Origin of the sequence: Streptomyces lydicus, from assembly GCF_000717345.1 — a bacterium.
Classification (GTDB): domain Bacteria; phylum Actinomycetota; class Actinomycetes; order Streptomycetales; family Streptomycetaceae; genus Streptomyces; species Streptomyces lydicus.
In genome coordinates this window covers 1-26689 of record NZ_JNZA01000025.1, presented here as the reverse complement: position 1 = coordinate 26689, position 26689 = coordinate 1, and the positions used below count along the sequence as shown (strand labels likewise).

The following is a 26689-nucleotide window of genomic DNA, read 5'->3' as shown; positions in this document are numbered from 1 at the left end:
CGCGGCGCTGGCCGCAGGCGTGGGGCCCGGTGGGGGGCGGGCGTTCCGTTACGCGCGGTCCCCGAAGACGGTGCGGTGCCAGTCCTTCCTGGCGACCGCGGTGTTGTCGTACATCACGTGCTTGACCTGGGTGTACTCCTCGAAGGAGTAGGCCGACATGTCCTTGCCGAAGCCGGACGCCTTGGCGCCGCCGTGCGGCATCTCGCTGATGATCGGGATGTGGTCGTTGACCCAGACGCAGCCGGCGTTGATCTCGCGGGTGGCGCGGCCGGTGCGGTAGACGTCCCGGCTCCAGGCCGAGGCGGCGAGCCCGTAGGGCGTGTCGTTGGCCAGCGCGATGCCCTCGTCGTCGCTGTCGAAGGGCAGCACGACCAGCACCGGGCCGAAGATCTCGGACTGCACGATCTCGCTGTCCTGCGCGGCCCCGGCGATCAGCGTGGGCCGGTAGTACGCGCCCTTGGCCAGGTCGCCCTGGGGGGACTCGCCGCCGGTGACGACGGTGGCGTAGCCGCGGGCCCGCTCGACGAAGCCGGCCACCCGGTCGCGCTGGGCGTGGGTGATCAGCGGTCCGAGGTCGGTGGACGGGTCGAAGGGGTCGCCGAGCCGTACGGTCGCCATCAGGTCGGCGACCCCGCTGACGAACGCGTCGTAGAGCGGGCGCTGGACGTAGGCGCGGGTGGCGGCGGTGCAGTCCTGGCCGGTGTTGATCAGCGCGCCGGCGACCGCTCCGTGGACGGCGGCCTCCAGGTCGGCGTCGTCGAAGACGACGAAGGGGGCCTTGCCGCCGAGTTCGAGGTGCAGGCGCTTGACGCTGCCGGTGGCGATCTCGGCGACGCGCTTGCCGACGGCGGTCGAGCCGGTGAAGGAGGTCATCGCGACGGCGGGGTGGCCCACCAGCCGCTCGCCGGCGTCCCGGCCCGCGCCGGAGACGATGTTGAGCACGCCGTCCGGCAGACCGGCGCGCTGGGCGGCCTGCGCGAAGAGCAGCGAGGTCAGCGGGGTGATCTCGGCGGGCTTCAGGACGATGGTGTTGCCGGCGGCAATGGCCGGCAACACCTTCCAGGCGGCCATCTGCAGCGGATAGTTCCACGGTGCGATCGAGCCGACGACACCGATCGGCTCGCGGCGGATGACGGAGGTGTGGTCGGCGCTGTATTCGCCGGCCGCCTTGCCCTCCAGATGACGGGCGGCACCGGCGAAGAATGCGGCGTTGTCGATGGAGCCCGGTACGTCGAACTCATTGCTGAGCTTGATCGGCTTTCCGCAGTTCAGCGATTCGGCGTAGGCGAGATCGGCGGCGTCCTCGGTGAGCGCGGCGGCGAACCGGTGCAGGGTGTCGGAGCGCTCACCGGGCGTCGCGCCGCCCCATTCCGGGAAGGCCCGCTCCGCCGCCTCGACGGCGGCGTCCACATCGGCCGTACCTGCGAGTTCGTAGGAGTACACCGTCTCGCCGGTGGCCGGGTCCACGACGGCCTGGGTACGGCCGGAAGTACCACCGCGGAGACTGCCCGCGATGAATTGCGCGCCCGGGGCGAAGCGCTCGGTGACATCGAAACGGTGGTCCATGGTGCTCTCCTCCGCCGGGCGCCGGGGCCGCTCAGCGGCACTGCCTGGCGTAGCTACTTCCGGAATTGATGGCCGATCTTGACAGAGGAAGGGAGCCTCAACAAGTGATTCCGTTGTTGCCTTTTGGTTACGCGACGAATTCTGTGATTTACCGGTCCTGAGCCCCGACACGTTGTCAGTGCCCGCTGACAGAATCCCGGCATGATGCACGACACGGGGACGACGAAGGGCCGGGCGGCGGACGGACCGCGCTCGGTCGAGGAGCTGCGCCGGGAGACCGCCACCGGCCGGCGGGTGAAGTACGTCCACTTCTGGGGCCACAGCCCACGGCGCGACGGCAGCCCGGGGCCGAGCTGTTTCAGCCAGTGGTGGCCGGCCCCCTTCACCGTCGACGGGGTCGGCTACGCCACCGCGGAGCACTGGATGATGGCCGGCAAGGCCCGTCTGTTCGGGGACGCGGAGGCTGAGCGGCGGGCGCTCGCCGCCAAGCACCCCAAGCAGGCCAAGGACGCCGGCCGCGCGGTCCGCGGCTTCGACGACGAGACCTGGCAGCGGCACCGCTTCGGCCTGGTCGTCACCGGCAGCGTCCACAAATTCGGGCAGCACCCGGCGCTGCGGGAGTACCTGCTGGGCACGGGCTCCCGGGTGCTGGTCGAGGCCAGCCCGCTGGACCGCATATGGGGCATCGGCCTCGCCGCCGACGACGAGCGGGCCGGGGACCCGAGGCGCTGGCGGGGGCTGAATCTTCTCGGCTTCGCCCTGATGGAGGCCCGCCAGCGGCTGCGGGAGGCGGCCGACGGGCAGCCGTAGCGACCCGCATAGCATGACCAGGCCGTGCCGCGCACCGTGGCGCGCTCTTCGACCAGGAGGAAGCGTTGTCCGATCTCGATGCCTTCATCGCGGGCCTGCCCAAGGCGGAGCTGCACGTCCACCACGTCGGATCGGCCTCGCCGCGCATCGTCTCCGAACTCGCCGCCCGGCACCCCGACTCGACCGTGCCCACGGACCCCGAGGCGCTGGCCGACTACTTCACCTTCCGCGACTTCGCGCACTTCATCGAGGTCTACCTCTCCGTCGTGGACCTGATCCGCGACGCCGAGGACGTCCGGCTGCTGACGTACGAGGTCGCCCGGGACATGGCCCGCCAGCAGATCCGCTACGCCGAGCTGACGATCACGCCCTACAGCTCCACCCGCCGCGGCATCCCCGACGCCGCGTTCGTCGAGGCCATCGAGGACGCCCGCAAGGCGGCGGAGGCCGAGCTGGGCGTGGTGCTGCGCTGGTGCTTCGACATCCCCGGCGAGGCCGGCCTGGAGGCCGCCGAGGAGACCGCCCGCATCGCGTGCGACCTGCAGCCCGAGGGCCTGGTCTCGTTCGGGCTCGGCGGCCCCGAGATCGGCGTCCCGCGGCCGCAGTTCAAGCCGTACTTCGACCGCGCCCTCGCCGCCGGGCTGCACTCCGTGCCGCACGCCGGCGAGACCACCGGCCCCGGCACGATCTGGGACGCGCTGAACGATCTGCGCGCCGAGCGCATCGGCCACGGCACCAGCGCCACCCAGGACCCGAAGCTGCTGGCCCACCTCGCCGAGCACCGCATCCCGCTGGAGGTCTGCCCCACCTCCAACATCGCCACCCGCGCGGTGCGCACCATGGAGGAGCACCCGGTCAAGGAGATGGTCGACGCGGGTGTCCTGGTCACCATCAACAGCGACGACCCCCCGATGTTCGGCACGGACCTCAACACCGAGTACGGCGTCGCCGCCCGCCTGCTGGACCTGGACACCACCGGGCTCGCCGCCCTGGCCAAGAACGCCGTCGCGGCCTCCTTCATGGACGCCGCCGCGAAGACCCGGCTGTCCGCCGAGATCGACACGTACACGGCGTCCTGGCGCGGCTGACCCCCCGCCCGCGGAAAGCGGCGCCATCGGCCACAGCGGGCACAGCAGCCACAGCGGCTACAGCGGCTACAGCGGCTACAGCGGCTACAGCCCCACGATGGCGTTCCACTCCTTCGCGAACTCGATGCGCTCCTTGGAGGTGATGTCGCGGGCGATGGCCAGTCGCCTGCGCATCGCGTCGTCGGGGAAGATCAGCGGGTCCTCGGCGAGCGCGGCGCGTTCCTTGTCCTTGGAGGAGGCCAGGACGTCCCGCGCGGCCGGCACGGGGCAGACGTAGTTGACCCAGGCGGCCAGCTCGGCGGCGACCGCCGGCTCGTAGTAGTAGTCGATGAGCCGCTCGGCGTCGCGCTTGTGGTCGGCGAGGTTGGGGATCATCAGGCTCTCCGCCCACAGCTCGGCGCCCTCCTGCGGCACGACGAACTCGATGTCCGGGTTGTCCGCCTGGAGCTGGATCACATCGCCCGAGTACGCCTGCGCGGCGAGCACGTCCCCGGAGTCCAGGTCCTTGATGTAGTCGTTGCCGGTGAAGCGCCGGATGTGGCCCTTTCGCACGAGCCCGCGGATCTGGTCGGTCATCCGGTGGAAGTCGTCCGCGGTCCACCGGGTGATGTCGGCCCCGTTGCCCTGCATGAGCAGGGCGAACGCCTCGTCGAGACCGGACAGCAGGGTGACCCGGCCGCGCAGATCGGCCTTCCACAGGTCCGAGGTGTGCTTGATCTCCCGGCCGAGCTTCCTGCGGTTGTAGGCGATGCCGGTGATCCCGGACTGCCAGGGCACGGAGTGCCTGCGGCCGGGGTCGAAGTGCGGGGTGCGCAGCAGCGGGTCGAGGTACTTGGCGACGTGCGGCTGGGCGGCGCGGTCCATCTCCTGCACCCAGCCCAGCCGGACGAACCGGGCGCACATCCAGTCGCTGATGACGATCAGGTCCCGGCCGGTGCTCTGGTGGTTCATCAGCGCCGGGCTGACCTTGCCGAAGAACTCGTCGTTGTCGTTGATCTCCTCGGTGTACGTCACCGAGATCCCGGTGCGCCGCTGGAACGCGTCGAGGGTGGGACGGCGCTGCTTGTCGTGGTCGTCGACGTCTATGTAGAGCGGCCAGTTGGCGAAGACGAGCCTGTGGTCCCGTGCCGATCGGTCCGGGCTGCCGCGGTCGGCCGCCTCGACGTACGCCGGCGGCACCCCGCACCCCGTCATGGCGGCCAGCGCCCCCGTCACACCCATTCCGCCCACACCCCGGAGCAGCGCACGCCGCGAAAGATCAGCCATGGCGAGCACTCTCACGCGTCGCGGGCGGAGGCGGCAAGCGACAGAGCGTCAGTTGCCGGGCCTCCGCCCGCGACGGTGTGTCGAGCGTTCCGTGCCGCTCGACGGTGGGGATCCCCCGGATCGGCCGGTCCGGCCGCGCGGCCGGCTCAGCCGTCCAGCGAGGTCATCACGTGCTTGATGCGGGTGTAGTCGTCGAAGCCGTAGGCGGAGAGGTCCTTGCCGTAACCGGACTTCTTGAAGCCGCCGTGCGGCATCTCGGCGACCAGCGGGATGTGGGTGTTGATCCACACGCAGCCGAAGTCGAGGGTCTTGGACATCCGCATGGCGCGGGCGTGGTCCTTGGTCCACACCGAGGACGCCAGCGCGTACTCGACGCCGTTGGCCCACTCCACGGCCTGCTTCTCGTCGGAGAAGGACTGGACGGTGATGACCGGGCCGAATACCTCCTGCTGGACGATCTCGTCGTCCTGCTTGAGGCCGGAGACGACGGTCGGGGCGAAGAAGTAGCCCTTGTCGCCGACCTGCTCGCCGCCCGCCTCGATCTTGGCGTGCGCGGGCAGCCGCTCGATGAAGCCCTTGACCTGCTTGAGCTGGTTGGCGTTGTTCAGCGGCCCGTAGAGGACGTCCTCGTCGTCGACCGCGCCGGTCTTGGTCTCCGACGCGGCCTTGGCCAGCGCGGCGACGAACTCGTCGTGGATGGAGTCCTGGACGAGCACCCGGGTCGCGGCCGTACAGTCCTGGCCGGCGTTGAAGTAGCCGGCGACCGAGATGTCCTCGACGGCCTTGGCGATGTCGGTGTCCTCGAAGACCACGACCGGCGCCTTGCCGCCCAGCTCCAGGTGGACCCGCTTGAGGTCCTTGGACGCGGACTCGGCGACCTGCATGCCGGCGCGCACCGAGCCGGTGATGGAGGCCATCGCCGGGACCTTGTGCTCGACCATCAGGCGGCCGGTCTCGCGGTCACCGCAGATGACGTTGAAGACGCCGCGGGAGTGGCCGAGCTCGTCCAGCACGCTGCCGATGATGTCGGCGATCAGCACCGTGGAGGCCGGCGTGGTGTCGGAGGGCTTGATGACGACGGTGTTGCCCGCGGCCAGCGCCGGGGCGAACTTCCAGACGGCCATCATCATCGGGTAGTTCCACGGCGCGACCTGGGCGCAGACGCCGACCGGCTCGCGGCGGATGATCGAGGTGAAGCCGGCCATGTACTCGCCGGCCGAGCGCCCCTCCAGCATCCGGGCGGCGCCCGCGAAGAAGCGGATCTGGTCCACCATCGGCGGGATTTCCTCGGAGCGTACGAGCGCGATCGGCTTGCCGCAGTTCTCGGACTCGGCGGCGATCAGTTCCTCGGCGCGCTCCTCGAAGCGGTCGGCGATCTTGAGCAGGACCTTCTGGCGCTCGGCCGGTACCAGGTCACGCCAGGCGGGGAAGGCTGCCTCGGCGGCAGCCATCGCCGCGTCGACGTCCGCGGCGCCCGAGAGAGGGGCGGTGGCGTACGCCTCGCCCGTGGCCGGGTTGACCACCTCCGTGGTCCGCCCGTCGGCGGCGTCCCGGAACTCCCCGTCGATGTAGTTGCGCAGACGACGCAGTGCGGTGGTCACTGTGGCGCCCCCTTCAGTCAGATGTCCGGTGGTTTGCCTCCACCCTAGCCGCGGAACCCACGTTTTCAACACACCCGCCACTCGGAGACAACGGAATCAGTGATTTTTAGACCTCGACACGACTAATTTCATCGATTCGGGGTTGCAAGACTGACGAGGCTCGTGCACAGTGAGGGACGTGGCCACTCGTGACAGAAACGGCACTCCGACGATCGACTCCGTCTCCCTGGCGATCATCGAGCAGCTCCAGGAGGACGGGCGCCGTCCGTACGCCGCGATCGGCAAGGCCGTGGGCCTGTCCGAGGCGGCGGTGCGGCAGCGCGTACAGAAACTGCTCGACCAAGGCGTGATGCAGATCGTCGCGGTCACCGACCCCCTCACGGTCGGTTTCCGTCGGCAGGCAATGGTCGGCATCAACGTCGAGGGTGACCTCGACCCCGTGGCCGACGCCCTGACGACCATGGAAGAAGTCGAGTACGTCGTCATGACGGCAGGCTCCTTCGATCTCATCATCGAGATCGTCTGCGAGGACGACGACCACCTTCTGGAAATGATCAACAAGCGGATCCGCACGCTTCCCGGCGTCCGGACCACCGAGAGCTTCGTCTACCTCAAGCTCCGGAAGCAGACCTACACCTGGGGAACGAGATAGCAATGAGCCAGGACCTCTCCAAGACGGCATACGACCACCTGTGGATGCACTTCACCCGCATGTCGTCGTACGAGAACGCCCCCGTGCCGACGATCGTGCGCGGTGAGGGCACCAACATCTACGACGACAAGGGCAAGCGCTACATCGACGGCCTTGCCGGCCTCTTTGTGGTCAACGCCGGCCACGGGCGGGTCGAGCTCGCCGAGACCGCCTACAAGCAGGCGCAGGAGCTGGCCTTCTTCCCCGTGTGGTCGTACGCCCACCCCAAGGCTGTGGAGCTTGCCGAGCGCCTGGCCAACGAGGCCCCTGGCGACCTCAACAAGGTCTTCTTCACCACCGGTGGCGGCGAGGCCGTCGAGACCGCCTGGAAGCTGGCCAAGCAGTACTTCAAGCTCGTCGGCAAGCCGATGAAGCACAAGGTGATATCCCGCGCGGTGGCCTACCACGGCACCCCGCAGGGCGCCCTGTCCATCACCGGTCTGCCCGGCCTGAAGGCCCCCTTCGAGCCGCTGGTCCCCGGCGCGCACAAGGTGCCGAACACCAACATCTACCGCGCCCCGATCCACGGCGACGACCCCGAGGCGTTCGGCCGCTGGGCCGCCGACCAGATCGAGCAGCAGATCCTCTTCGAGGGCCCCGAGACCGTCGCCGCGGTCTTCCTGGAGCCGGTGCAGAACGCCGGTGGCTGCTTCCCGCCGCCGCCCGGCTACTTCCAGCGCGTCCGCGAGATCTGCGACCAGTACGACGTACTGCTCGTCTCCGACGAGGTCATCTGCGCCTTCGGCCGTCTGGGCACGACCTTCGCCTGTGACAAGTTCGGCTACGTCCCGGACATGATCACCTGCGCCAAGGGCATGACCTCGGGCTACTCCCCGATCGGCGCCTGCATCATCTCCGACCGCCTGGCGGAGCCGTTCTACAAGGGCGACAACACCTTCCTGCACGGCTACACCTTCGGTGGCCACCCGGTCTCCGCGGCCGTCGGCGTCGCCAACCTCGACATCTTCGAGCGCGAGGGCCTCAACAAGCACGTCCTCGACAACGAAGGCGCCTTCAAGAGCACCCTGGAGAAGCTGCACGACCTGCCGATCGTCGGCGACGTCCGCGGCAACGGCTTCTTCTACGGCATCGAGCTCGTCAAGGACAAGGCCACCAAGGAGTCCTTCAACGACGAGGAGACCGAGCGCGTCCTGTACGGCTTCCTCTCCAAGGCGCTGTACGACAACGGCCTCTACTGCCGCGCCGACGACCGTGGCGACCCGGTCATCCAGCTCGCCCCGCCGCTGATCGCCGACCAGTCGGTCTTCGACGAGATCGAGCAGATCCTGCGCACGGTCCTCACCGAGGCGTGGACCAAGCTCTGACCGAGGCGGCCGCGTCCCGGTTCACCGAGGCGCTCCTGACGGCCCTACAGCCTCAGCGGCACAACTGAACATCCATCGGCCCGGATTCACTCACTTCAAGCCATACGAGTGAATCTGGGCCGTTGTGCTGCCAAGCCACGAATACCGGGGGTCACCAGTCCTTACCGTGCTAGTGACCGATACCCTCCATGGTCGTTCACCCGCTTGGGGGAACGAGTCGACGCGAACTATCAAGAGGTGCGCAGATGGTGGCCCCGCCTGACAACGACGTTCTCTGGGCCCGCGGCCTGCACCACACGCTCGGTGGCACCACCGCCCTCGCCGGAGTCTCCCTCGGCGTCCGCGAAGGCGAGATCCTCGCCGTCACCGGCCCGCGCGGCAGCGGCAAGACGACCCTCCTGAAATGTCTCTCCGGTCAACTCGTCCCCACCGAGGGCGAGGTCTGGTTCAACAGCGCACCCGTACACACCCTTTCCTCCCCCAGCCGCGAACGGCTGCGTCTGGACCGGTTCGGCTGGATCGACACCCAGCCGCACCTCGTCCGCGAACTCTCCGCCTGGGAGAACGCCGCGCTCCCGCTGCTGCTGCGCGGCACCGGCGCCCGCTCGGCCAAGCACACCGCCCTCGAATGGCTGGACCGCCTCGACGTCGGCATGTGCGCCCGCCGCCGCCCCGGCCAGCTCGACCAGTCCCAGCGCCAGCGCGTCGCCATCGCCCGCGCCCTCGCCACCACCCCCCAGGTGCTGTTCGCCGACGAGCCCACCGCACCGCTGCACCACGCCGACGGCACCCAGGTGCTGCGCACCCTGACCACCGCGGCCCGTTCGCACCAGATCACCGTGGTCCTGGCGACCCACGACGCCGACGTCGCCACACTCGCCGACCGCTCCCTCGCGCTGCTCGACGGCCGCCCGTCGACCGCCGCGCCCGTCACCACCGGTGCCTCCGACGAGGAAAGCAGGGCAGAGTGCTCGCTCTCCGTCTAGCCCGCGGGTCCCACCCCCTCGTCCTGCTGCGCCGCCTCGGCGTCTCCGCCGCCGCGGCCGGTACCGGCTTCCTGCTGCTGTCCACCGTCGGTCACGCCGCCGGCCACCCCGCCGCGGCGGACGAGTCCCTGGTGCGCCTGCTGTGGTGCGCCGCACCGCTCGCCGCCACCGCCCAGTTCGCGGTGTCCACGGCCCGTACGGACCCCGCCGCCCGACTCCAGCGCGGAATGACCGCCGCCGGCCTCGGCCCCCTCCGCCTCACCCTGCTGGCCACCGCCTCCACCGCCCTGACCTGCTTCCTCGGCGTCCTCCTCGCGCTGCTCGGCTTCCTCCGCCTGCGCGGCGACCTCGGCGGCCCGGCCGGCGACTCCCCCTTCGGCATCGACTCCGACCTGCTGGGCGCCGGCCACCCCGTGCCGCTCGTCGGCGCCCTCATGCTGCTGGCGCTCGTCCCGCTGACCGCCGCCGTCGCGACCGCCTTCTCACTCCGCCCCCGCAACGAGGCCGGCTCCCCCGACGACGAGGGCCTCCCCAGGACCGCCCCGCCCTCCGGCCTCCCGTGGGGCATCGCGCTGGCCGCGGCGGGCCTGGCCATCGAGGCGTACACCAGCCCCGGCACGGCGGGCTCCGGCGGGCTGCTCCCCCTTCCCGGCCGGCTCATCGGCAGCCCGCCCGGCGTCCTGGCCGGCTGGGCCCTGTCCGCCTTCGGCCTCGTCCTCGCCGGCCCCGGCCTGGTCCATCTGTGCGGCCGCCTGCTCTGCGCCGGCCGCCCCGGCGCGCTGCGGCTGCTGTCCGGCCGCGTCCTCCAGGAGGAGTCGCACCGCCTCGGCCGCCCGCTCGGCGTCCTGTGCGCGGTCGCCTCCGCCGCCTACGCCGCGGTCAAGGTCTACGAGGCTTCTCCCACCCGTCCGTTCGGGCCGCTCACCGCCATCGGCGCGGCGGTCGTCCTCGCCTGTGTCACGGCCAGCGCTTTCACCGCCGCCCTCGAATCCCGTTCGGCGCGCGCCCACACCACCGCCGCGCTCCGCCGCCTCGGCGCCTCCGCCTCGGTCCTCCACCGCGCCGCCGCCCTGCGCACCCTCTCCCTCCTGCTCGTCCTGGCCCCCCTGACCTGGACGGTCGCCGAAATGGCAACCCTGCCGCTGGTGCATTGAGCCCCCGTTGGCCCCTGACGGGGCCGGCCGGGAGCGAGCCCTCATCGCTCCCGGCCTGACGGCCGGCTGAGGACGGGCCGGCCCCGGTTCGGCGAGGACGGCCGGGGCGGGCTCGCCCGGTCAGTCGCCGAAGCGGCGGACGTAGCGCTTCTGCCAGGGGGTTTCGACGGCGCGGGGGTGGTAGTTCCGGCGTACGTAGTCCACCGCCTCATCGGCGGGGACGCCGTCGAGGACCGCGAGGCAGGCCAGTGCCGTGCCGGTGCGCCCTCGCCCGCCCCCGCAGGCGACCTCGACCCGCTCGCGGTCGGCGCGCGCCCATGCCTCACCGAGGAGAGCCCGGGCCTGTGCGTCACTGCTCGGCAGCCGGAAGTCCGGCCAGCGCAGCCACTTGGATTCCCAGGCGACCTCGGGAGGCTGCTTGCCCAGCAGATAGACGGCATACGTCGGCGCCGGCCCGGACGGCAGCGGGCGGCTCAGCCCGCGGCCCCGGATCAGCCGCCCGGAGGGAAGCCGTAGAACCCCGTCGTCGGTTGTCTGCCAGGTCTCGGTCATCCGGCCACCGTACGTGCGCGGGTGGCGAAGGGGAGCGCGTTCGGACAGCTCGGGAAGCAGGGCCCGCGACAGGCTCCGGTCAGCCGCCGGCTCCGGTCAGCCGCGGGCGAGCGCCGTCGCCTCGATCTCTATGCGCCAGTCCGGCTGGGCCAGCGAAGACACTTCCAGGAGGGTGTCCGCGGGGTAGGGCCGGGAGAGGAACTCCTCGCGCAGCCTGATGACGTCGTCGAGGTGGGCGGCCATGTCCGTGACGAAGATGCCCACCTTCACCACGTCCGCGAGTGAGGCCCCGGCCGCGGCGAGGACCCGTTCGACGTTCGCGAACGCCTGCCGCCCTTGCGTGAGGAAGTCGTCCGAGACGGTCCTGCCCTGTTCGTCGATCCCGGCTTGGCCCGAGACATGAATCCAGCCGCCTGCCCTGACGGCCTGGGAGATCCGGTACTGCTCGTACCAGTCCGGAGTGGTGGCGATGCGCTCGATCTCCTGCGCGACCCTCGCTTCGGTCACTGCCATGGTCGTGTCCCCTCTCCGGTTCCATGCACCTGCATCACTTGCATGCGCATGCATTAGTTTCCGATGCATGTACGCTGCTGTCAAGGCCCCGCCCACGAACGGCAATCGGCGGAAGAGCGGCAACGGCAGCAGAAAGCGGATGGCGATGGACGCGGAGCACTGGGACCGGCTCGGAGCGCTGCACACACGCGTCGAGCAGGAGCTGGCACGAGCCCTGCAGAAACACCACAGCATCGGGCTCTCCGAGTACCGCGCACTGTCCCGGCTGGCCGAGGCGGACGACGGTGAACTGCGCATGCAGGAACTCGCCGACCTCATCGGCCTGAACCAGAGCTCGGTCAGCAGGCTGGCCTCCCGCCTGGAGACCTCCGGCCTGACGCGCCGGGACCTGTGCCCGGACGACCGGCGCGGCGTCTACAGCGTCATCACGGAGGAGGGGCGGGAGGTGCAGAAGAAGGCGCGGCCGACGTATGACGGCGCGCTGCGGGAAGCGCTCGACGCCGCTGCCGCCGACGGGCACCTCGGCCCGCTGGTGGAATCCCTGCGGTCCTAACATGGCGGGCGTGCAGCCGAATTCAGAGTCCCCAGCGCCCCGCCCCCGCCGCGACGACGACCGGGAGATCGAGTCCCTCGAAGAGTTCGACCAGGTCGTCGCCTCGGGCAGTCTCGCCGGACACCGTGTCCAGTCGGTCGATCTGACGGACCGTACCTTCGCTCTGCTCAGCACGGACACCACGGAGGCCGTCTTTCTCGGCTGCCCCATGGAGCCGGACGCCGCCGCGAAAATACGCGCCGGCGGCGCCCTGGTCTTCCCGCCGATACCCGGCCTGCCCTTCGACCCGTACCGGGGCAGCCTGTACGCGCCGGACGAGCTCTTCACCGGGCTGGCCGACGGCGGCTACGACGCCACACCGGACGCCCGCGCCTACCACTGGTACCAGCGGACCAAGTCGGACGGCGACATCTTCGCCTCCATGCTGCGCAGCATCCACGACGACGCCGTCTCCGACGCACTGGACGAACTCCTGGACGGCGCACAGGTCGTGGGCGTCATGGGCGGGCACGCCCTGGAGCGCGGCTCCGCCTCCTACGCCGGCGCCGCCCGGCTCGGCCGCCGGCTGGCCCGCGACGGGCTGACCGTGGCGACGGGCGGCGGCCCCGGCGCGATGGAGGCGGCGAACCTCGGGGCGTACGCCGCGCCCTTCGACGACGGCATGCTCGACGCGGCGCTGGAAGTCCTCGCCAAGGCACCGCACTTCGCCCCCTCGGTCACCGAGTGGGCACGCGCCGCCTTCGACGTACGCCGGAGCCAACCCAACGGCGGCGCCTCGGTCGGCATCCCCACCTGGTTCTACGGGCACGAGCCGCCCAACGCCTTCGCGACCCATATCGCCAAGTACTTCGTCAACGCGGTGCGCGAGGACGGCCTGCTGGCGCGCTGCAACGCGGGCGTGGTGTTCCTGCCGGGCGCGGCCGGGACCGTACAGGAGATCTTCGACAACGCGACGCCGAACTACTACGGGTCGCGGGGCGAGCCCACGCCGATGGTGCTGGTGAACCGCGCGCACTGGACGGCGAAGCTGCCTGCCTGGCCGCTGCTCCAGGCCCTGGCGTCGGACCGGCCCATGGAGAGCAGGATCGCCCTGGTCGACGAGGTGGACGAGGTCCCGGAGGCACTGGCCCGGCTCGCGCACGGGAAGCCGGCCTGAGCTGCGCTTCCACCCGTTCCCACGGCGCCCGCCGGGTATGTTGCCCTGCCGAGGCAACTTCCGTCCCGAAATGCGCGTCTGCCAGGCCAGGTAATGAACAGGTAATGCAGACAGCGGGCGAACGGAGCTCTTGGTGATCATCGGCCTTCTGACGGCGGTGGCGGCGTCGGCCTGCTACGGCACGGGTTCGGTCCTCCAGGCGGTGGGATCGCGCAAGTCCGCCCGCCAGGAGGCGGCGAAGGCGTCCACCACCGGTGTCACACAGCACGGCGGCCCCAGCCTCTCCTCCACCGCGAAGGCCGCGGTGACCTGGGAGTTCATGGTGGGCACGGTGCTGGACTTCATCGGTTTCGGGCTCGGCGCCCTGGCGGCGCGCCTGCTGCCGCTGTTCCTGTCCCAGACCGTGATCAGCGCCAACCTCGTGATCACCGCCGTCCTGAGCATCAAGCTCCTCGGCATCCGGCTCAGCCGGGCCGAGTGGGGCTCGATCTCGGTGGTCTGTGCGGCGCTGGTGCTGCTCGCCACGGCGGCCGGGCCGGAGGGCAGCGGGCACACCCCGATCGCCACCCACTGGTGGCTGCTCGCCGCGGCCGTCGTGCTCATCGGCGGCGGCACGCTGATCGTGCGCCTGATGGGCAGCCGGGCCGCGATCCTCGCCGGCCTGCTGTCCGGCCTGGGCTTCGGCGCGCTCGGCGTCGGCGTACGGGTGCTGAACGGCGCCGACCCGTTCCACCTGCCCACCCTGCTCGCCGACCCCGCCCTGTACGCGATTCTCGTCGCGGGCCTCGGCGGGATGTATCTGCACACGGTCGCCCTGCAGATCGGCTCGGTCAACGGGGCCACGGCGGCGCTGGTGGTGGGTGAGACGGTGGTCCCCGGCATCCTTGGCGTCGTCTGGCTCGGGGACGCCTCCCGTCCGGGCTTCGCCTGGGTCGCCGTCCTCGGCTTCGTGGTGGCGGTGGCGGGCGCGGTCGCGGTCGCCTGGTTCGGCGAGCCGGAGCCGTCGGAGCCGGTCGGTACAGGCATGGAGCACGACACGGACACGCAGCCCGGTACGGACACGGAGCACGCCGGTGCGGGCCCGGCCGCGGGCACGGAAGCCGGTACCGGCACGGAAGCCGGCTCCGGACGCTCAGCCGCCGGCCCGTCCGCGCACTCCCTCGCGGCCTCCCCCAAGCGCTGACTCCGCCGGCCCCGGCCCGTAACGGGGCGGCGCTCCGCCCCTCCTAGCCGTCCGCCGCGTCCAGCACCACGACGTCCGGCGCGGCGAAGGCGATGCCCACCCGCTCCCCCGTCTCCGGCGCGTCACGCAGGGCGCAGGCCGCCTCCACCTGGGGGCCGCCGGCCGGCTGGAGCAGCAGCGCGACATGGGTGCCGCGGAAGGTCCGGGCGGCCACCGTGGCGGGCAGTCCCTCGGCCGCGGAGGTCAGCCGTACGCCGGCCGGGCGGACCAGCAGACGGCACGGGCCGTCGGGGGTGCCGTCCGGGACCGGCACCTTCCCCCAGGGTGTGGCCGCGGCCTCGCCCTGCACGGTCGCCTCGACGACGTTGTCGAAGCCGAGGAAGCGGGCGACGAATTCCGTGGCCGGCCGCTGCCAGACCTCCAACGGGGTGCCGGTCTGCGCGATCCGCCCGTCCTGCATCACCACGACCCGGTCGGCGAGGGCGAACGCCTCGCCCTGGTCGTGGGTGACGGCGAGCACCGTCGTGCCCAACTCGTGGAAGAGCCGGCGGAGTTCCACGACCAGCCGCTCGCGCAGACCGCGGTCGAGCTGGCCGAGCGGCTCGTCCAGCATCAGCAGACGGGGGCTCGGTGCCAGTGCGCGGGCCAGGGCGACCCGCTGCTGTTCGCCGCCGGACAGCGAGGCCACGGCGCGCCGCTGGGCGCCCGGCAGCCCGACGAGATCCAGCAGGCCGGCGACCGTACGTTCCTGGTGGGTGCGCGAGGAGCCCCGCATCCGCAGCCCGAAGGCGACATTGCCGGCGACGTCGCGCTGCGGGAAGAGCTGGTGGTCCTGGAACATCAGGCCGACCCCGCGCCGGTGCGTGGGCACACCCGCCTGATTTCGTCCCTCCAGCAACACCTGCCCCGCGTCCGCCTGTTGGAGCCCCGCGACCACGCGCAGCAGGGTGGACTTGCCGCTGCCGCTCGGCCCCAGTACGCACACGATCTCGTGCGCGGCGACGTCCAGGTCCACCGCGTCGAGGGCGGGCCGCCCGGAGGCGCCGAAACGGACGGTCACGCCGCCCAGCCGCAGCAGCTGCGGTGGCCGCGGCGCCGTGGTCCCGTGCCGTGCCGTCATCTAGAACTCCCCGGAATGGTCGGTTCGGGCGCGCTCCAGGAGCAGCAGCGCACCGGCGCACACCACCATCAAAATGGTCGACAGAGCCATCGCCTGCCCGTAGTTGAGCTCCCCGGCACGTCCCAGCAGACGGGCCACGGCCACCGGGAGCGTCGGCTGGTCCGGCCGTGCGATGAACACCGTCGCCCCGAACTCACCGAGCGACACGGCGAACGCGAAGCCCGCGGCGATCAGCAGGGCCCGGCGCACCAGCGGCAGATCGACCTCCCGCCACACCCGCCACGGCGAGGCGCCGAGCACCGCGGCCGCCTCCCGCAGCCGTCCGTCGACGGCCCGCAGGACGGGCAGCATGGTCCGGACCACGAAGGGCACTCCGACCAGGGCCTGGGCGAGCGGCACCAGCCACCACGAGGCGCGCAGATCCAGCGGCGGCCGGTCGAGGGTGATCAGGAAGCCGAAGCCCACGGTGACCGCGGAGACGCCGAGCGGCAGCATCAGCAGCGCGTCGAAGCCCCGGACCAGCCGGCTGACCAGCGGAATCCGTCCGGACCTGCCGCGCCGCAGCCGGGGCAGCGTCAGGGCGGCGGCCGCCAGCCCGCCCACCACCAGCGCGATCGCGGTGGCCGCTGCCCCGTAGGCGAGCGAGTTCCACAGGGCGTCCAGGGGGGCGACGGCGAAGGTGCTGTCGGCGGTCGCGGCGGAGCGCAGCGACGCGTAGAAGACCGTGCCGTAGCCGTCGGGCCCGGCGAACGACCGCTCCACGAGCACCGCCAGCGGCGCGATGAGCAGGACGGCGATGACCAGCAGCGTTCCCCACAGCAGGGCCCACTGGCCGCGGCCGTGCGGCCGGCGTGCGGTCCGCGCGGCGTCCACCAGCCGCAGCGCCGATTCCCTGCGGCGTACGGTCCAGGCGTGCAGCGCCAGGACGCCCAGCACGGCGGCGAACTGGATCAGGGTGAGTACCGCGGCCGTCGGCAGGTCGAGGAAGTCCGCGGTCTGCCGGTAGATCTCCACCTCCAGCGTGGAGAAGGTGGGGCCGCCGAGGATCTGCACCACCCCGAAGGAGGTGAAGGTGAACAGAAAGACCATCAGGGCGGCGGCCGCGACGGCCGGCGCCAGCGCGGGCAGCGTCACCCGCCGCCAGGCCGCGAACCGGCCGGCGCCCAGCACCCGCGCGGCCTCCTCCTGCCGCGGGTCGAGCTGCCCCCACAGCCCGCCGACGGTCCGTACCACCACCGCGTAGTTGAAGAAGACGTGCGCCAGCAGGATCGCCCAGACCGAGGTGTCCAGGCGGATGCCCCACAAGTCGTCCAGCAGACCGCCCCGCCCGAGCAGCGCCAGGAAGGCCGAGCCGACGACGACGGTCGGCAGCACGAACGGCACCGCCACCACCGCCCGCAGCAGCTGCTTGCCCGGGAAGTCGAAGCGCGCGAAAGCGTACGCGCCGGGCAGCGCGATCAGCAGCGTCAAGCCGGTCGAGGCCGCCGCCTGCCAGACGGTGAACCACAGGACGTGCACGACGTCGGGGTCGGTGACCACGTCGCCGAACCGGCCGAGCTGCCACTGCGCGCCGTTCTTCAGTCCGCGTCCGACGATCGCCACGACCGGGTAGGCGAAGAACAGCGCGAAGAAGGCGAACGGCACCGCCATCAGGCCGAGCCGCACCGCCGTTCCCCGCGCGGGCCGTCCGCGCCGGGCGCCCGCGCCGTCCGCGGCGTCCGTGGGCGTTACTTCAGGACGAGCGAGGACCACTGCTTGATCCACTGTTCGCGGTTCTTGGTGATCGTCCCGGGGGCCAGCGTCGCGGGCTTGTCGATCGTCGCGCCGTACTTGGTGAACAGCTCCGGCACCTTGGCGTCCTTACGGGCCGGGTTGACGAACATCTGCAGCGGCTCGTCCTCCTGGAACGTCCGGCTCAGCAGGAAGTCCAGCAGCGCCTTGCCGCCCTTCTCGTTCTTCGCGCCCTTCAGGAGCCCGCCGAATTCGATCTGCCGGAAGCAGGTGCCGGTCGCGACGCCGGTCGGTGCCTCCTTGGGCGCGGGCTTCTTGCCGAGCACCTCGGCGGGCGGGCTGGAGGCGTAGGACACCACCAGCGGCTTGTCGCCCTTGTTCTTGCCGGCCGCGGAGCCGGAGAACCGGTCGTTGTACGCCTGCTCCCAGCCGTCGACGACCTCGACACCGTTGGCCTTGAGCTTCTTCCAGTACCCCTGCCAGCCCTCGTTGCCGTACGCGGCGATGGTGGCGAGCTGGAAGGCGAGGCCGGGCGAGGAGGTGGCGGAGTTCTCGGTGACGAGCAGCCCCTTGTACCGGGGCTTGATCAGGTCGTCGAGGGTCTTCGGGGGCGCGATCTTGTGCCGGGTGAAGTAGCCGCGGTCGTAGTTCACGCAGATGTCGCCGTAGTCGAGCGGCGTGACGCGGTGCTGCCCCTTGTCGAGCTGCAGCCCGGCCGGCACGTTCGCCAGCCCCTTGGCCTTGTACGGAGTGAAGAGGCCCGCGTCGAGGCCGCGCGACAGCAGGGTGTTGTCGATGCCGAAGAAGACGTCCCCCTGGGGGTTGTCCTTCGACAGGATCGCTTGGTTGACGGCCTTGCCGGCGTCCCCGCCCCGGAGGACCTTCACCTTGTAGCCGCTCTCCTTCTCGAACGCGGCGAGCACGGACTTGGAGGCGTTGAACGAGTCATGGCTGACGAGCGTGACGGTCTTGGCGTCCGCGCTCCCGCCGCCCGAGCCGCCGCATCCGGCGAGCGCGGTCATGCCGACCGCGGCGGCGACGGCCGAGGCGGCGATTCTGCTGGTGGTGCTCACTGATGTCCTCCTGGCTGGCCAGGAAGAGACGCGGCCCCGCCCCGGGTCGGCGGCTCGCGGCGTCCGGTGACGTCGGGAGCGGACCCGGGGCAGGGCGCAACAGCATGAGTAACGACCGAACTTCCTACCCGGAATGACCCGGGCGAGGTTCAAGGGTCTGCGGGCACCGTAGGACTACGACGCTTCCGCACTCTCAGCGCTGTGGCGCTCCCCTGTCGGAATGTGTATTTGTTCGATCACACAGTACCAGCGGGCGGTCAGCGTTCCGAGGCCGCCAGCTGCCCGCACGCACCGTCGATCTCCTGCCCGCGGGTGTCGCGCACCGTGACCGGAACGCCGTGCGACTCGATGGCGCGCACGAACGCCCGCTCGTCCTCCGGGCGCGAGGCGGTCCACTTCGAGCCGGGCGTGGGGTTCAGCGGGATCAGGTTCACATGGACGCGCTTGCCCTTCAGCAGCCGTCCGAGGAGGTCACCGCGCCACGCCTGGTCGTTGATGTCCCGGATCAGCGCGTACTCGATCGAGATGCGCCGCCCGGACTTCTCCGCGTACTCCCAGGCCGCGTCGAGCACCTCACGCACCTTCCAGCGCGTGTTGACGGGGACGAGCGTGTCCCGCAGCTCGTCGTCCGGCGCGTGCAGCGAGACGGCCAGCCGGCACTTGAAGCCCTCGTCGGCGAACCGCAGCATCGCCGGCACGAGACCGACAGTGGAGACCGTGATCCCCCGCTGGGACAGCCCCAGCCCGTCCGGCTCGGGGTCCGTCAGCCGCCGGATGGCACCGACCACCCGCTTGTAGTTGGCCAGCGGCTCGCCCATCCCCATGAAGACGATGTTGGAAAGCCGCGCCGGCCCGCCCGGCACCTCGCCGTCGCGCAGCGCGCGCATCCCGTCGACGATCTGGTGCACGATCTCGGCGGTGGAGAGGTTACGGTCCAGCCCCGCCTGCCCCGTGGCGCAGAACGGGCAGTTCATGCCGCAGCCGGCCTGCGAGGAGATGCACATCGTGACCCGGTCCGGGTAGCGCATCAGCACCGACTCGACGAGCGTCCCGTCGTGCAGCTTCCACAGCGTCTTGCGGGTGGTGTCGTCGTCGCACGAAATGTGCCGTACGACCTTCATCAGGTCCGGCAGCAGCTCGCCCGCCAGCTTCTCGCGCGCCGCCGCCGGGATGTCGGTCCACTCCGCCGGGTCGTGCGCGTAACGGGCGAAGTAGTGCTGCGAGAGCTGCTTGGCACGGAACGGCTTCTCACCGATCGCGGCCACCGCTTCGCGGCGCTCGGCAGGACTGAGATCGGCAAGGTGCCGAGGGGGCTTCTTGGCGCCACGAGGCGCGACGAACGTGAGTTCTCCGGGTGCAGGCATGGTCCGTCCAGTGTGGCAGATCGTCCGGGGAGGCCCGTCCGGAGCGGTGAGGGTACGAGCCGGCGGGCCACGCGCCGGGCCGGAACGAGGCCCGGGGACGGCCGGGGCGCGCCCTGTCCGCGGGCCCCTGTGACGTGGATGACGTCGCCGCTCCGGTGGCCGCCCGGGGCCGAACCCGCCGTCGCAACGGCCGGCGCTCATTCGAGAAGCCCCTCACACCAGCGCTTTCGCCGCTGAGGTGAGGGGCTTCCGGTTGCCGGGCGCGGTCAGCCCGCCCCGACGAAGACGACGAACAGCAGCCAGACCACGGGGGCGGTCGGCAGCAGGGAGTCGAGGCGGTCCATGATGCCGCCGTGGCCGGGGAGCAAGGTGCCCATGTCCTTGATGCCCAGGTCGCGCTTGATCATGGATTCGCCGAGGTCCCCGAGGGTGGCGCTGGCCGCGACCGCGAAACCGAGGATCAGGCCCTGCCACCAGGCGCCGTCCTTGATCAGGAACTGCATGCACAGGGCGCCGGCGACCATCGCGAAGAGCACCGCGCCGACGAGGCCCTCCCGGGTCTTGCCGGGGCTGATGCGCGGCGCGAGCTTGTGCGTGCCGAAGCGCCAGCCGACCGCGTAGGCGCCGGTGTCGCTGACGACCGTCAGCAGCAGGAACGTCAGCACCCGCTGCGGCCCGTCGGCCCCGGCGGCGAGCATCAGCGCCACGAACGTCGCGAGGAAGGGCACATAGAACGCCGCGAAGACGCCGGCGGTGACATCCCGCAGGTAGTTCTCGGGGGCCTCGGTCATCCGCCAGACCAGGACGGCCAGCGCGGTGAGCGCCATGGCCACCCACGCGCCCTCGGCGCCGCGTACGTATCCGGCGACGACCATGGCCGTGCCGCCGACCGCCAGCGGCACCAGCGGCACCCGGATGTCCTTGCGCTCCGCCAGCCGCGAGGTCAGCTCCCACAGGCCCACGACGACGGCGATCGCGATCACGCCGATGAACACGGGCTTGTAGACGAAGAGCGACGCGAGGATGACCACGCCGAGGCCGACACCGACCCCTATCGCGGCCCGCAGGTTGCGGCCCGCGCTCTTCTTCTTCGGCTTCTCAGAGTCCGCCGTGCGGTCGGACCCGGGAAAAGAGGTGGGCATGGGCTCCTGCGGCTTTTCATCGCGGAACAGGGGGCCGCTCAGGCGAGCAGCCCCCCGGTCGTCCGGGTCGTGCCGGTCATTCCGGATGTCCCGATGTTCCCGGTCGTCGTCCTGGTGTCCGCCTGGCTCGGGCACGATGGGCATGGGCCGAGTCTGCGCCGCGTCGCCCCAGTCGTGCACGGGACCCGCCGAGGGCGGCGCCGCCCCGCGAAGCGAGGAGGCCGGTCCGTGGTCGGGCGGTCCCCATCGACCGGCGCCGGGCGAGGCCCCCCAGGATGACTCGTTCATCAGACCTCGAGGAGCTCGGATTCCTTGTGCTTGAGCAGCTCGTCCACCTGCGCGACGTACTTCGCGGTGGTGTCGTCGAGCTCCTTCTCCGCACGGCGCACCTCGTCCTCGCCGGACTCCTTGTCCTTGACGAGCTTGTCCAGCGCCTCCTTGGCCTTGCGCCGGACGCTGCGGATCGAGATCTTCGAGTCCTCGGCCTTGTTCTTGGCGACCTTGATGAACTCCTTGCGGCGCTCCTCGGTCAGCTCGGGGAAGGTCACCCGGATGATGCTGCCGTCGTTGCTCGGGTTGACGCCGAGGTCGGAGTCGCGGATGGCCTGCTCGATGTTGCGCAGCGCGCTCTTGTCGAACGGGGTCACCACGGCCATGCGGGGCTCGGGAACCGAGAACGACGCCAGCTGGTTGATCGGCGTCATCGCGCCGTAGTAGTCCGCCACGATCTTGTTGAACATCGCCGGGTGCGCACGCCCGGTGCGGATCGCGGCGAAGTCCTCCTTGGCGACCACGACGGCCTTCTCCATCTTCTCCTCGGCCTCGAGGAGGATCTCTTCGATCACCACTTGCTCCTGGTCTTATCGGTAAGAAGCAGAGCCTCGCCCCTGCCGCGCGTCTTCTCCTGCACGGTGTCCGACCGGCAGGCAGTTGTCCATCCCCGTACCGAGGTCTTCCCCCGGCCGGGAGTTGCCGCCCGTACGGGCCGATGCCCGTACGGAATCACGGCAGTTGGGGCCGTCAGGCCCGGGTGTCCTGATCGCTGACGAGCGTGCCGATCTTCTCACCCTTCACCGCACGCGCGATGTTGCCCTCGGCGAGCAGTTCGAACACGAGGATCGGGAGCTTGTTGTCCCGGCACAGCGTGATAGCGGTGGCATCGGCGACCTTCAGGTCGCGGGCGATGACCTCGCCGTACTCGAGCGCGTCGAACTTCACCGCGTCGGGGTTCTTCTTGGGGTCGGAGTCGTAGACGCCGTCGACACCGTTCTTGCCCATCAGCATGGCCTCGGCGTCGATCTCCAGGGCGCGCTGGGCGGCCGTGGTGTCCGTGGAGAAGTACGGCATGCCCATGCCGGCGCCGAAGATCACGACCCGGCCCTTCTCCAGGTGACGCACCGCGCGCAGCGGAATGTACGGCTCCGCCACCTGTCCCATGGTGATCGCCGTCTGGACGCGCGAGTCGATGCCTTCCTTCTCCAGGAAGTCCTGGAGGGCGAGGCAGTTCATCACCGTGCCGAGCATGCCCATGTAGTCGGACCGGGCCCGGTCCATGCCGCGCTGCTGGAGTTCGGCACCGCGGAAGAAGTTGCCGCCGCCGATCACGATGGCGATCTCGTAACCGTCGCGCACCACGGCGGCGATCTCGCGGGCCATCGCGTGCACCACGTCGGGGTCGACACCGAGTCCGCCGCCACCGGCGAAGGCTTCGCCCGACAGCTTCAGCAGGAAGCGTCGCCTGCCTCCGTGACCGGCATGGTCTGTGTGCGCGCCGTCGGCACCGTGATTCATTGAGCTCTCCTCGTGCACATACGAAGAAGGCCATTGCCGTGGGTCTGTACCAGATCCCTGTGCGGCAATGGCCTCCTCGTCACATCTGCGGCCGGCCGTTGAGCGGCCGACTGCGTACGACCCTAGCGGGGTCGCAGGTCATTCGCTGCCTTGCGGCAGGCTCTCAGATGCCGACCTTGATGCGCGAGAAGCGCTTCAGGGTGACACCGGCCTCCTGGAGGACCTTCTCGACGGACTTCTTGTTGTCGAGCGCGTACGGCTGGCCGAGCAGCGTCGCGTCCTTGAAGAAGCCGTTGAGGCGACCCTCGACGATCTTCGGCAGGGCGGCCTCGGGCTTGCCCTCCTGGCGGGTGGTCTCCTCGGCGACGCGGCGCTCGGCCTCGACGACCTCGGCCGGGACGTCCTCGCGGGAGAGGTACTTCGGCGCGAAGGCGGCGATGTGCTGCGCGACGCCCTTGGCGACCTCGGCGTTCTCCTTGTCGAGCTCGACGAGGACACCGATCTGCGGCGGCAGGTCCGGCATGGTGCGGTGCATGTACACCGACACGTAGCCGTCGGAGAACTGCGCGAAGCGGTCCAGGACGATCTTCTCGCCCAGCGTGGCGTTGGCCTCGTCGACGAACGCCTGGACGGTCTTGCCGGCCTCGATCTCGGAGGCGAGCAGCGCGTCGAGGTCGGCCGGGGAGGTCTTCGCGACGTGCGCGGCGATCTCGTTGGCGACGGCCTGGAACTTGTCACCCTTGGCGACGAAGTCCGTCTCGCACTTCAGCTCGACGATGACGCCGGAGGTGTTGTCGTCCGCGATCAGGGAGACCACGGCGCCGTTCTCGGCGGAGCGGCCCTCGCGCTTGGCGACGCCCTTCTGGCCCTTGATGCGCAGCGCCTCGACGGCCTTGTCGACGTTGCCTTCGGCCTCGTCCAGGGCCTTCTTGCAGTCCATCATGCCGGCGCCGGTGAGCTCGCGGAGCTTCTTGACGTCAGCGGCGGTGTAGTTCGCCATGGTCTGTGAATCTCTTCTCGAAATCTCGAAGTCAGTCGAAAGATCTACTGGTGAACGGCGGGGGCGGCGCTCGTGGCGCCCTCCCCCGCCGTCATCACCGGTCCTGAGGTCAGGCCTGCTCGGCGTCCGCCGGCTTCTCAGCCTCGGCGGCCGGGGCCTCAGCAGCCGGGGCCTCGGCGGCCGGAGCCTCGGCGGGCTTCTCGGCAGCGTCCTCGGAGTCTGCCTTCTTCTCGCCCTCGAGCAGGTCGCGCTCCCACTCGGCCAGCGGCTCGGCGGCAGCCTTGTCGCCGGGCTTCTGGTCGCCGGTGGCGGCACCGGAGCGGGCGATGAGGCCCTCGGCGACGGCGTCGGCGATCACGCGGGTGAGCAGGGTGACGGAGCGGATCGCGTCGTCGTTGCCCGGGATCTTGTAGTCGACCTCGTCCGGGTCGCAGTTGGTGTCGAGGATCGCGACGACCGGGATGTTGAGCTTGCGCGCCTCACCGACGGCGATGTGCTCCTTCTTGGTGTCCACGATCCAGACGGCGCTGGGCACCTTCTGCATCTCGCGGATACCGCCCAGGGTCTTCTCCAGCTTGGCCTTCTCGCGGGAGAGAACCAGGAGCTCCTTCTTGGTGAGGCCGGACGCGGCCACATCCTCGAAGTCGATCTGCTCGAGCTCCTTCAGGCGCTGCAGGCGCTTGTAGACGGTCGAGAAGTTGGTCAGCATGCCGCCGAGCCAGCGCTGGTTCACGTAGGGCATGCCCACGCGGGTCGCCTGCTCGGCAATGGCCTCCTGGGCCTGCTTCTTCGTGCCGACGAACATGACGGAGCCGCCGTGGGCGACGGTCTCCTTGACGAACTCGTAGGCGCGGTCGATGTACGACAGCGACTGGAGCAGGTCGATGATGTAGATGCCGTTGCGCTCGGTGAAGATGAAGCGCTTCATCTTCGGGTTCCAGCGGCGGGTCTGGTGCCCGAAGTGGACGCCGCTCTCCAGCAGCTCCCGCATCGTGACGACGGCCATGGCCGTACTCCTCGTTGTTCTCGGTTCCACTGCGGCCGGTCGGCCGCGGTGCCTGACGCCCCGACGCGCCTGCCGGGGAAGACACCTTGCGGAGCCGTCCGAGGACCGAGGGGCGCGGCCGTCGTGCTGCCCGAACGGGACTGGGCACTTACGGCGGGGCGTGCGAAGTCGACCCGGTGACCCGGATCGCCATCAGAAGTGTACGGGACTGCCGATGCACCGGGCGACACGCACCATTTCGAGCCCCGAGCGAGTGAGCCCGGCAGCCCGACCGAGTGACAACCGGGGGCCGACCGGGTGAGGGAGCGGCGCGGGCAGCCGGCCACATTCCCGGCCCCTGACCGACGGGATCCCCCTCTCCCGGGTGACGCCGTTGTCCACAAGCGGCCCTTTGTCCACAGCTCCGGACCAAGATCCCCACGCCGCACCCGGCCTACGTCACTGTCGAGCCATGCGACGACCGACCCGAGAAACACGCCGACCCACCCGACACCCGCGCCGCCCGGTCCACGGCATGCAGCTGCCGCACCCCGTGCGAGACATGCAGCTCAGGACCGGGGCCGCCCGCCGGGGCACACTCCCCCGATTCCTCCGGCGCGCGCAGACCACGAGCCGGGGCAACCCCCACCACAGGCAGCGCCCCGCTCCCCCGCCCACCGCTCCCCGGCGCGCCCCCTTACGCCCGCTTCCCCACCAGCAGCCGCGCGCCCCCGGCGCCAGCTGCTTCTTCCCGGCCCGCGCGGCGACCGCACTCCTGACCCCCGCCACGGCGGCCCTGCTCCTCACCCTCCCCACGGCGACCGTCCTCTCCCAGCTGTCCCCCGCGACGGCTCCGCCCTTGGCGGCAACGTCGCCTGCAGCGACGGCGCCGCGGGTCGCGCACACCGAAACGGCCACACCGGAGCGGGCACGGCAAACAACGGGGGCCGAGGACACCAGGCACGGCGAACAGCAGGCGGCAGACCGGGCGGGCCACCCGACGGACCGGTCCTGGCCGGTGGACGGACAGGGGCAGAGCGGCATACGGCCCACGGTGCTACGCGGCTGGGAGCCACCCCCGGCTCCCTGGGCCGCCGGGCATCGAGGCGTGGACCTGGCCTCCTCGGTCGGCGCGACCGTACGGTCCGCCGCGCCGGGCCGGGTGGCCTACGCCGGGAACGTCGCCGGCCGTGGCGTCCTGACCATCGAACTGTCCCGCTCGGGCCGCCCTCCCTTACGAACCACGTACGAGCCCGTACGCGCCACGGTCCACAGGGGCCAGCGCGTCACCGCGGGCCAGCCTGTCGGTGTACTGCAACGTGGCCCGTTCCACTGCCGCGAACCGTGCCTCCACTGGGGCCTGCGCCGCGGCAAGACCTACCTGGATCCCTTGTCGCTACTGCCCCCGAGCATGCGAAACAGCGGCCCGTCCCGACTGCTGCCGGTCTTCGGAATCCCCCTGCCGGCAGGCGGCCACACCCGCCTTCAGGTGCCGGGCCCACCGAAGTCCGCAGCCGAAGAGACAAGATCAAAACCGTCGGGCACCGCTCTGACCGGAGCAGTCGCGCTCGCGGCCGCAACCCTCTGGGCCGTCGGCCGGCTCTCTCCCGCTCGCTCAGCGAGGAAGCGGGGCCGTGCGGGGCACAAGGGGGCCAGTAGGGGCGCGACGGCAGGCCCCGATGAGGGCGTTTCCGCAGGCAGGGCGGGTACCGCTGGTCCGGCGGCGTGAGCGGGCGCGGGTCGCGCCCGGGAAGTGAGCAGAGCGAGAGGGCCCAGGGTCGTGGCGTCAGGGGCAAGGGGGTGAGGCGAGGGGCGCGGGGTGCAGTGCCCGGCTGACGGCAGGGCATGGCCCGGTCGGCAGGACCTGACGGCAAAGGCGGGGCCCGGCGGCACAGGAGCAGTGCCACGCCCTGCCCGGGCCAGGCGACACCAGGCAGCACCGCGCTGCCCTGCGGGCTGCGGGCTGCGGGCTGCGGGCTGCGGGCTGCGGGCTGCGGGCTGCGCCGACAACTTGAGGCGGGTGTGGAGGGGGTGGGGGT

At 71.0% G+C, this 26689-nt stretch carries 24 protein-coding genes; 10 read left to right on the top strand and 14 right to left on the bottom strand.

The annotated features are described in order from the left end of the window. Positions 1 to 48 precede the first annotated feature (48 nt). Complete coding sequence (locus OO62_RS23080; RefSeq protein ID WP_033269461.1) at positions 49 to 1566, bottom strand: gamma-aminobutyraldehyde dehydrogenase; 1518 nt, start codon at positions 1564 to 1566, stop codon at positions 49 to 51. Positions 1567 to 1767: 201 nt separating this feature from the next. On the opposite strand from OO62_RS23080, the gene ybiA reads away from it, so the two are divergent. Both ybiA and OO62_RS23070 read left to right on the top strand, forming a co-directional pair. Then, positions 1768 to 2376 (top strand): riboflavin biosynthesis intermediates N-glycosidase, encoded by a 609-nt coding sequence (gene ybiA, locus OO62_RS23075; protein WP_033269460.1) that lies wholly within the window; start codon positions 1768 to 1770, stop codon positions 2374 to 2376. Between the two features lie 65 nt (positions 2377 to 2441). Next, positions 2442 to 3464, top strand: coding sequence for an adenosine deaminase (locus OO62_RS23070; RefSeq protein ID WP_033269459.1), 1023 nt, complete (start codon positions 2442 to 2444; stop codon positions 3462 to 3464). Positions 3465 to 3548: 84 nt separating this feature from the next. Here OO62_RS23070 and OO62_RS23065 read toward each other — a convergent pair whose 3' ends face one another. Together OO62_RS23065 and OO62_RS23060 are read right to left on the bottom strand one after the other, a co-directional pair. Continuing rightward, positions 3549 to 4730 carry a polyamine ABC transporter substrate-binding protein gene (locus OO62_RS23065; protein WP_033269458.1) on the bottom strand — a complete coding sequence of 394 codons (1182 nt, stop codon included), beginning with the start codon at positions 4728 to 4730 and terminating at the stop codon, positions 3549 to 3551. A gap of 146 nt (positions 4731 to 4876) precedes the next feature. Continuing rightward, positions 4877 to 6331, bottom strand: coding sequence for a gamma-aminobutyraldehyde dehydrogenase (locus OO62_RS23060; RefSeq protein WP_033269457.1), 1455 nt, complete (start codon positions 6329 to 6331; stop codon positions 4877 to 4879). A 178-nt stretch (positions 6332 to 6509) separates the two neighbouring features. On the opposite strand from OO62_RS23060, the gene OO62_RS23055 reads away from it, so the two are divergent. The 4 genes from OO62_RS23055 (at position 6510) to OO62_RS23040 (ending at position 10487) form a co-directional block, all read left to right on the top strand. After that, positions 6510 to 6983: an Lrp/AsnC family transcriptional regulator gene (locus OO62_RS23055; protein ID WP_033269456.1), complete on the top strand. Its 474-nt coding sequence runs from the start codon at positions 6510 to 6512 to the stop codon at positions 6981 to 6983. Positions 6984 to 6985: 2 nt separating this feature from the next. After that, the gene (locus tag OO62_RS23050; protein ID WP_033269455.1) at positions 6986 to 8347 is read left to right on the top strand and encodes an aspartate aminotransferase family protein; all 1362 of its coding nucleotides are present in this window, start codon (positions 6986 to 6988) and stop codon (positions 8345 to 8347) included. 245 nt (positions 8348 to 8592) lie between these two features. After that, on the top strand, positions 8593 to 9333 hold the full coding sequence (locus tag OO62_RS23045; RefSeq protein ID WP_033269454.1) for an ABC transporter ATP-binding protein: 741 nt from the start codon (positions 8593 to 8595) through the stop codon (positions 9331 to 9333). After that, a complete protein-coding gene (locus OO62_RS23040) occupies positions 9315 to 10487 on the top strand; it encodes a hypothetical protein (RefSeq protein ID WP_033269453.1) in 1173 nt (390 codons plus the stop codon). The genes OO62_RS23045 and OO62_RS23040 overlap by 19 nt, the downstream gene beginning before the upstream one ends. A gap of 120 nt (positions 10488 to 10607) precedes the next feature. On the opposite strand, the gene OO62_RS23035 is transcribed toward OO62_RS23040, so the two are convergent. Next, complete coding sequence (locus OO62_RS23035) at positions 10608 to 11039, bottom strand: protein-tyrosine phosphatase family protein (RefSeq protein WP_033269452.1); 432 nt, start codon at positions 11037 to 11039, stop codon at positions 10608 to 10610. A gap of 96 nt (positions 11040 to 11135) precedes the next feature. After that, positions 11136 to 11552: a RidA family protein gene (locus OO62_RS23030; protein WP_033269451.1), complete on the bottom strand. Its 417-nt coding sequence runs from the start codon at positions 11550 to 11552 to the stop codon at positions 11136 to 11138. Positions 11553 to 11697: 145 nt separating this feature from the next. Between OO62_RS23030 and OO62_RS23025 the strand changes: the two genes are divergently transcribed. The 3 genes from OO62_RS23025 (at position 11698) to OO62_RS23015 (ending at position 14444) form a co-directional block, all read left to right on the top strand. After that, positions 11698 to 12105, top strand: coding sequence for a MarR family winged helix-turn-helix transcriptional regulator (locus OO62_RS23025; protein WP_033269517.1), 408 nt, complete (start codon positions 11698 to 11700; stop codon positions 12103 to 12105). A gap of 1 nt (position 12106) precedes the next feature. Continuing rightward, positions 12107 to 13261 (top strand): LOG family protein, encoded by a 1155-nt coding sequence (locus tag OO62_RS23020; RefSeq protein ID WP_033269450.1) that lies wholly within the window; start codon positions 12107 to 12109, stop codon positions 13259 to 13261. A gap of 133 nt (positions 13262 to 13394) precedes the next feature. Then, positions 13395 to 14444 carry a DMT family protein gene (locus tag OO62_RS23015; RefSeq protein ID WP_051733534.1) on the top strand — a complete coding sequence of 350 codons (1050 nt, stop codon included), beginning with the start codon at positions 13395 to 13397 and terminating at the stop codon, positions 14442 to 14444. 43 nt (positions 14445 to 14487) lie between these two features. Here the strand turns inward: OO62_RS23015 and OO62_RS23010 are convergent, their stop codons facing one another. The 9 genes from OO62_RS23010 to rpsB all read right to left on the bottom strand — a co-directional run bounded on the left by OO62_RS23010 (position 14488) and on the right by rpsB (position 24671). After that, entirely contained in the window at positions 14488 to 15564 is a 1077-nt protein-coding gene (locus OO62_RS23010; protein ID WP_051733533.1) for an ABC transporter ATP-binding protein, read from the bottom strand. After that, the gene (locus OO62_RS23005) at positions 15565 to 17316 is read right to left on the bottom strand and encodes an ABC transporter permease (protein ID WP_398742076.1); all 1752 of its coding nucleotides are present in this window, start codon (positions 17314 to 17316) and stop codon (positions 15565 to 15567) included. Then, positions 17292 to 18368, bottom strand: a complete 1077-nt coding sequence (locus tag OO62_RS23000) for a thiamine ABC transporter substrate-binding protein (RefSeq protein ID WP_033269449.1) — start codon at positions 18366 to 18368, stop codon at positions 17292 to 17294. Before OO62_RS23000 ends, OO62_RS23005 begins: the two co-directional genes overlap by 25 nt. A 257-nt stretch (positions 18369 to 18625) precedes the next feature. Then, positions 18626 to 19732 carry a dual-specificity RNA methyltransferase RlmN gene (rlmN, locus tag OO62_RS22995; RefSeq protein ID WP_033269448.1) on the bottom strand — a complete coding sequence of 369 codons (1107 nt, stop codon included), beginning with the start codon at positions 19730 to 19732 and terminating at the stop codon, positions 18626 to 18628. A gap of 266 nt (positions 19733 to 19998) precedes the next feature. Then, entirely contained in the window at positions 19999 to 21162 is a 1164-nt protein-coding gene (locus OO62_RS22990; protein WP_078617318.1) for a phosphatidate cytidylyltransferase, read from the bottom strand. Beyond that, entirely contained in the window at positions 21162 to 21719 is a 558-nt protein-coding gene (gene frr, locus OO62_RS22985; RefSeq protein WP_033269513.1) for a ribosome recycling factor, read from the bottom strand. Before frr ends, OO62_RS22990 begins: the two co-directional genes overlap by 1 nt. A 175-nt stretch (positions 21720 to 21894) precedes the next feature. Next, the gene (gene pyrH, locus OO62_RS22980; protein WP_033269446.1) at positions 21895 to 22665 is read right to left on the bottom strand and encodes a UMP kinase; all 771 of its coding nucleotides are present in this window, start codon (positions 22663 to 22665) and stop codon (positions 21895 to 21897) included. A 163-nt stretch (positions 22666 to 22828) separates the two neighbouring features. Further along, positions 22829 to 23665 carry a translation elongation factor Ts gene (gene tsf / locus OO62_RS22975; RefSeq protein WP_033269445.1) on the bottom strand — a complete coding sequence of 279 codons (837 nt, stop codon included), beginning with the start codon at positions 23663 to 23665 and terminating at the stop codon, positions 22829 to 22831. A 109-nt stretch (positions 23666 to 23774) separates the two neighbouring features. Further along, positions 23775 to 24671 carry a 30S ribosomal protein S2 gene (gene rpsB / locus OO62_RS22970; protein WP_033269444.1) on the bottom strand — a complete coding sequence of 299 codons (897 nt, stop codon included), beginning with the start codon at positions 24669 to 24671 and terminating at the stop codon, positions 23775 to 23777. A 451-nt stretch (positions 24672 to 25122) separates the two neighbouring features. On the opposite strand from rpsB, the gene OO62_RS41580 reads away from it, so the two are divergent. Further along, on the top strand, positions 25123 to 26379 hold the full coding sequence (locus OO62_RS41580) for a murein hydrolase activator EnvC family protein (RefSeq protein WP_323135815.1): 1257 nt from the start codon (positions 25123 to 25125) through the stop codon (positions 26377 to 26379). Positions 26380 to 26689 lie beyond the last annotated feature (310 nt).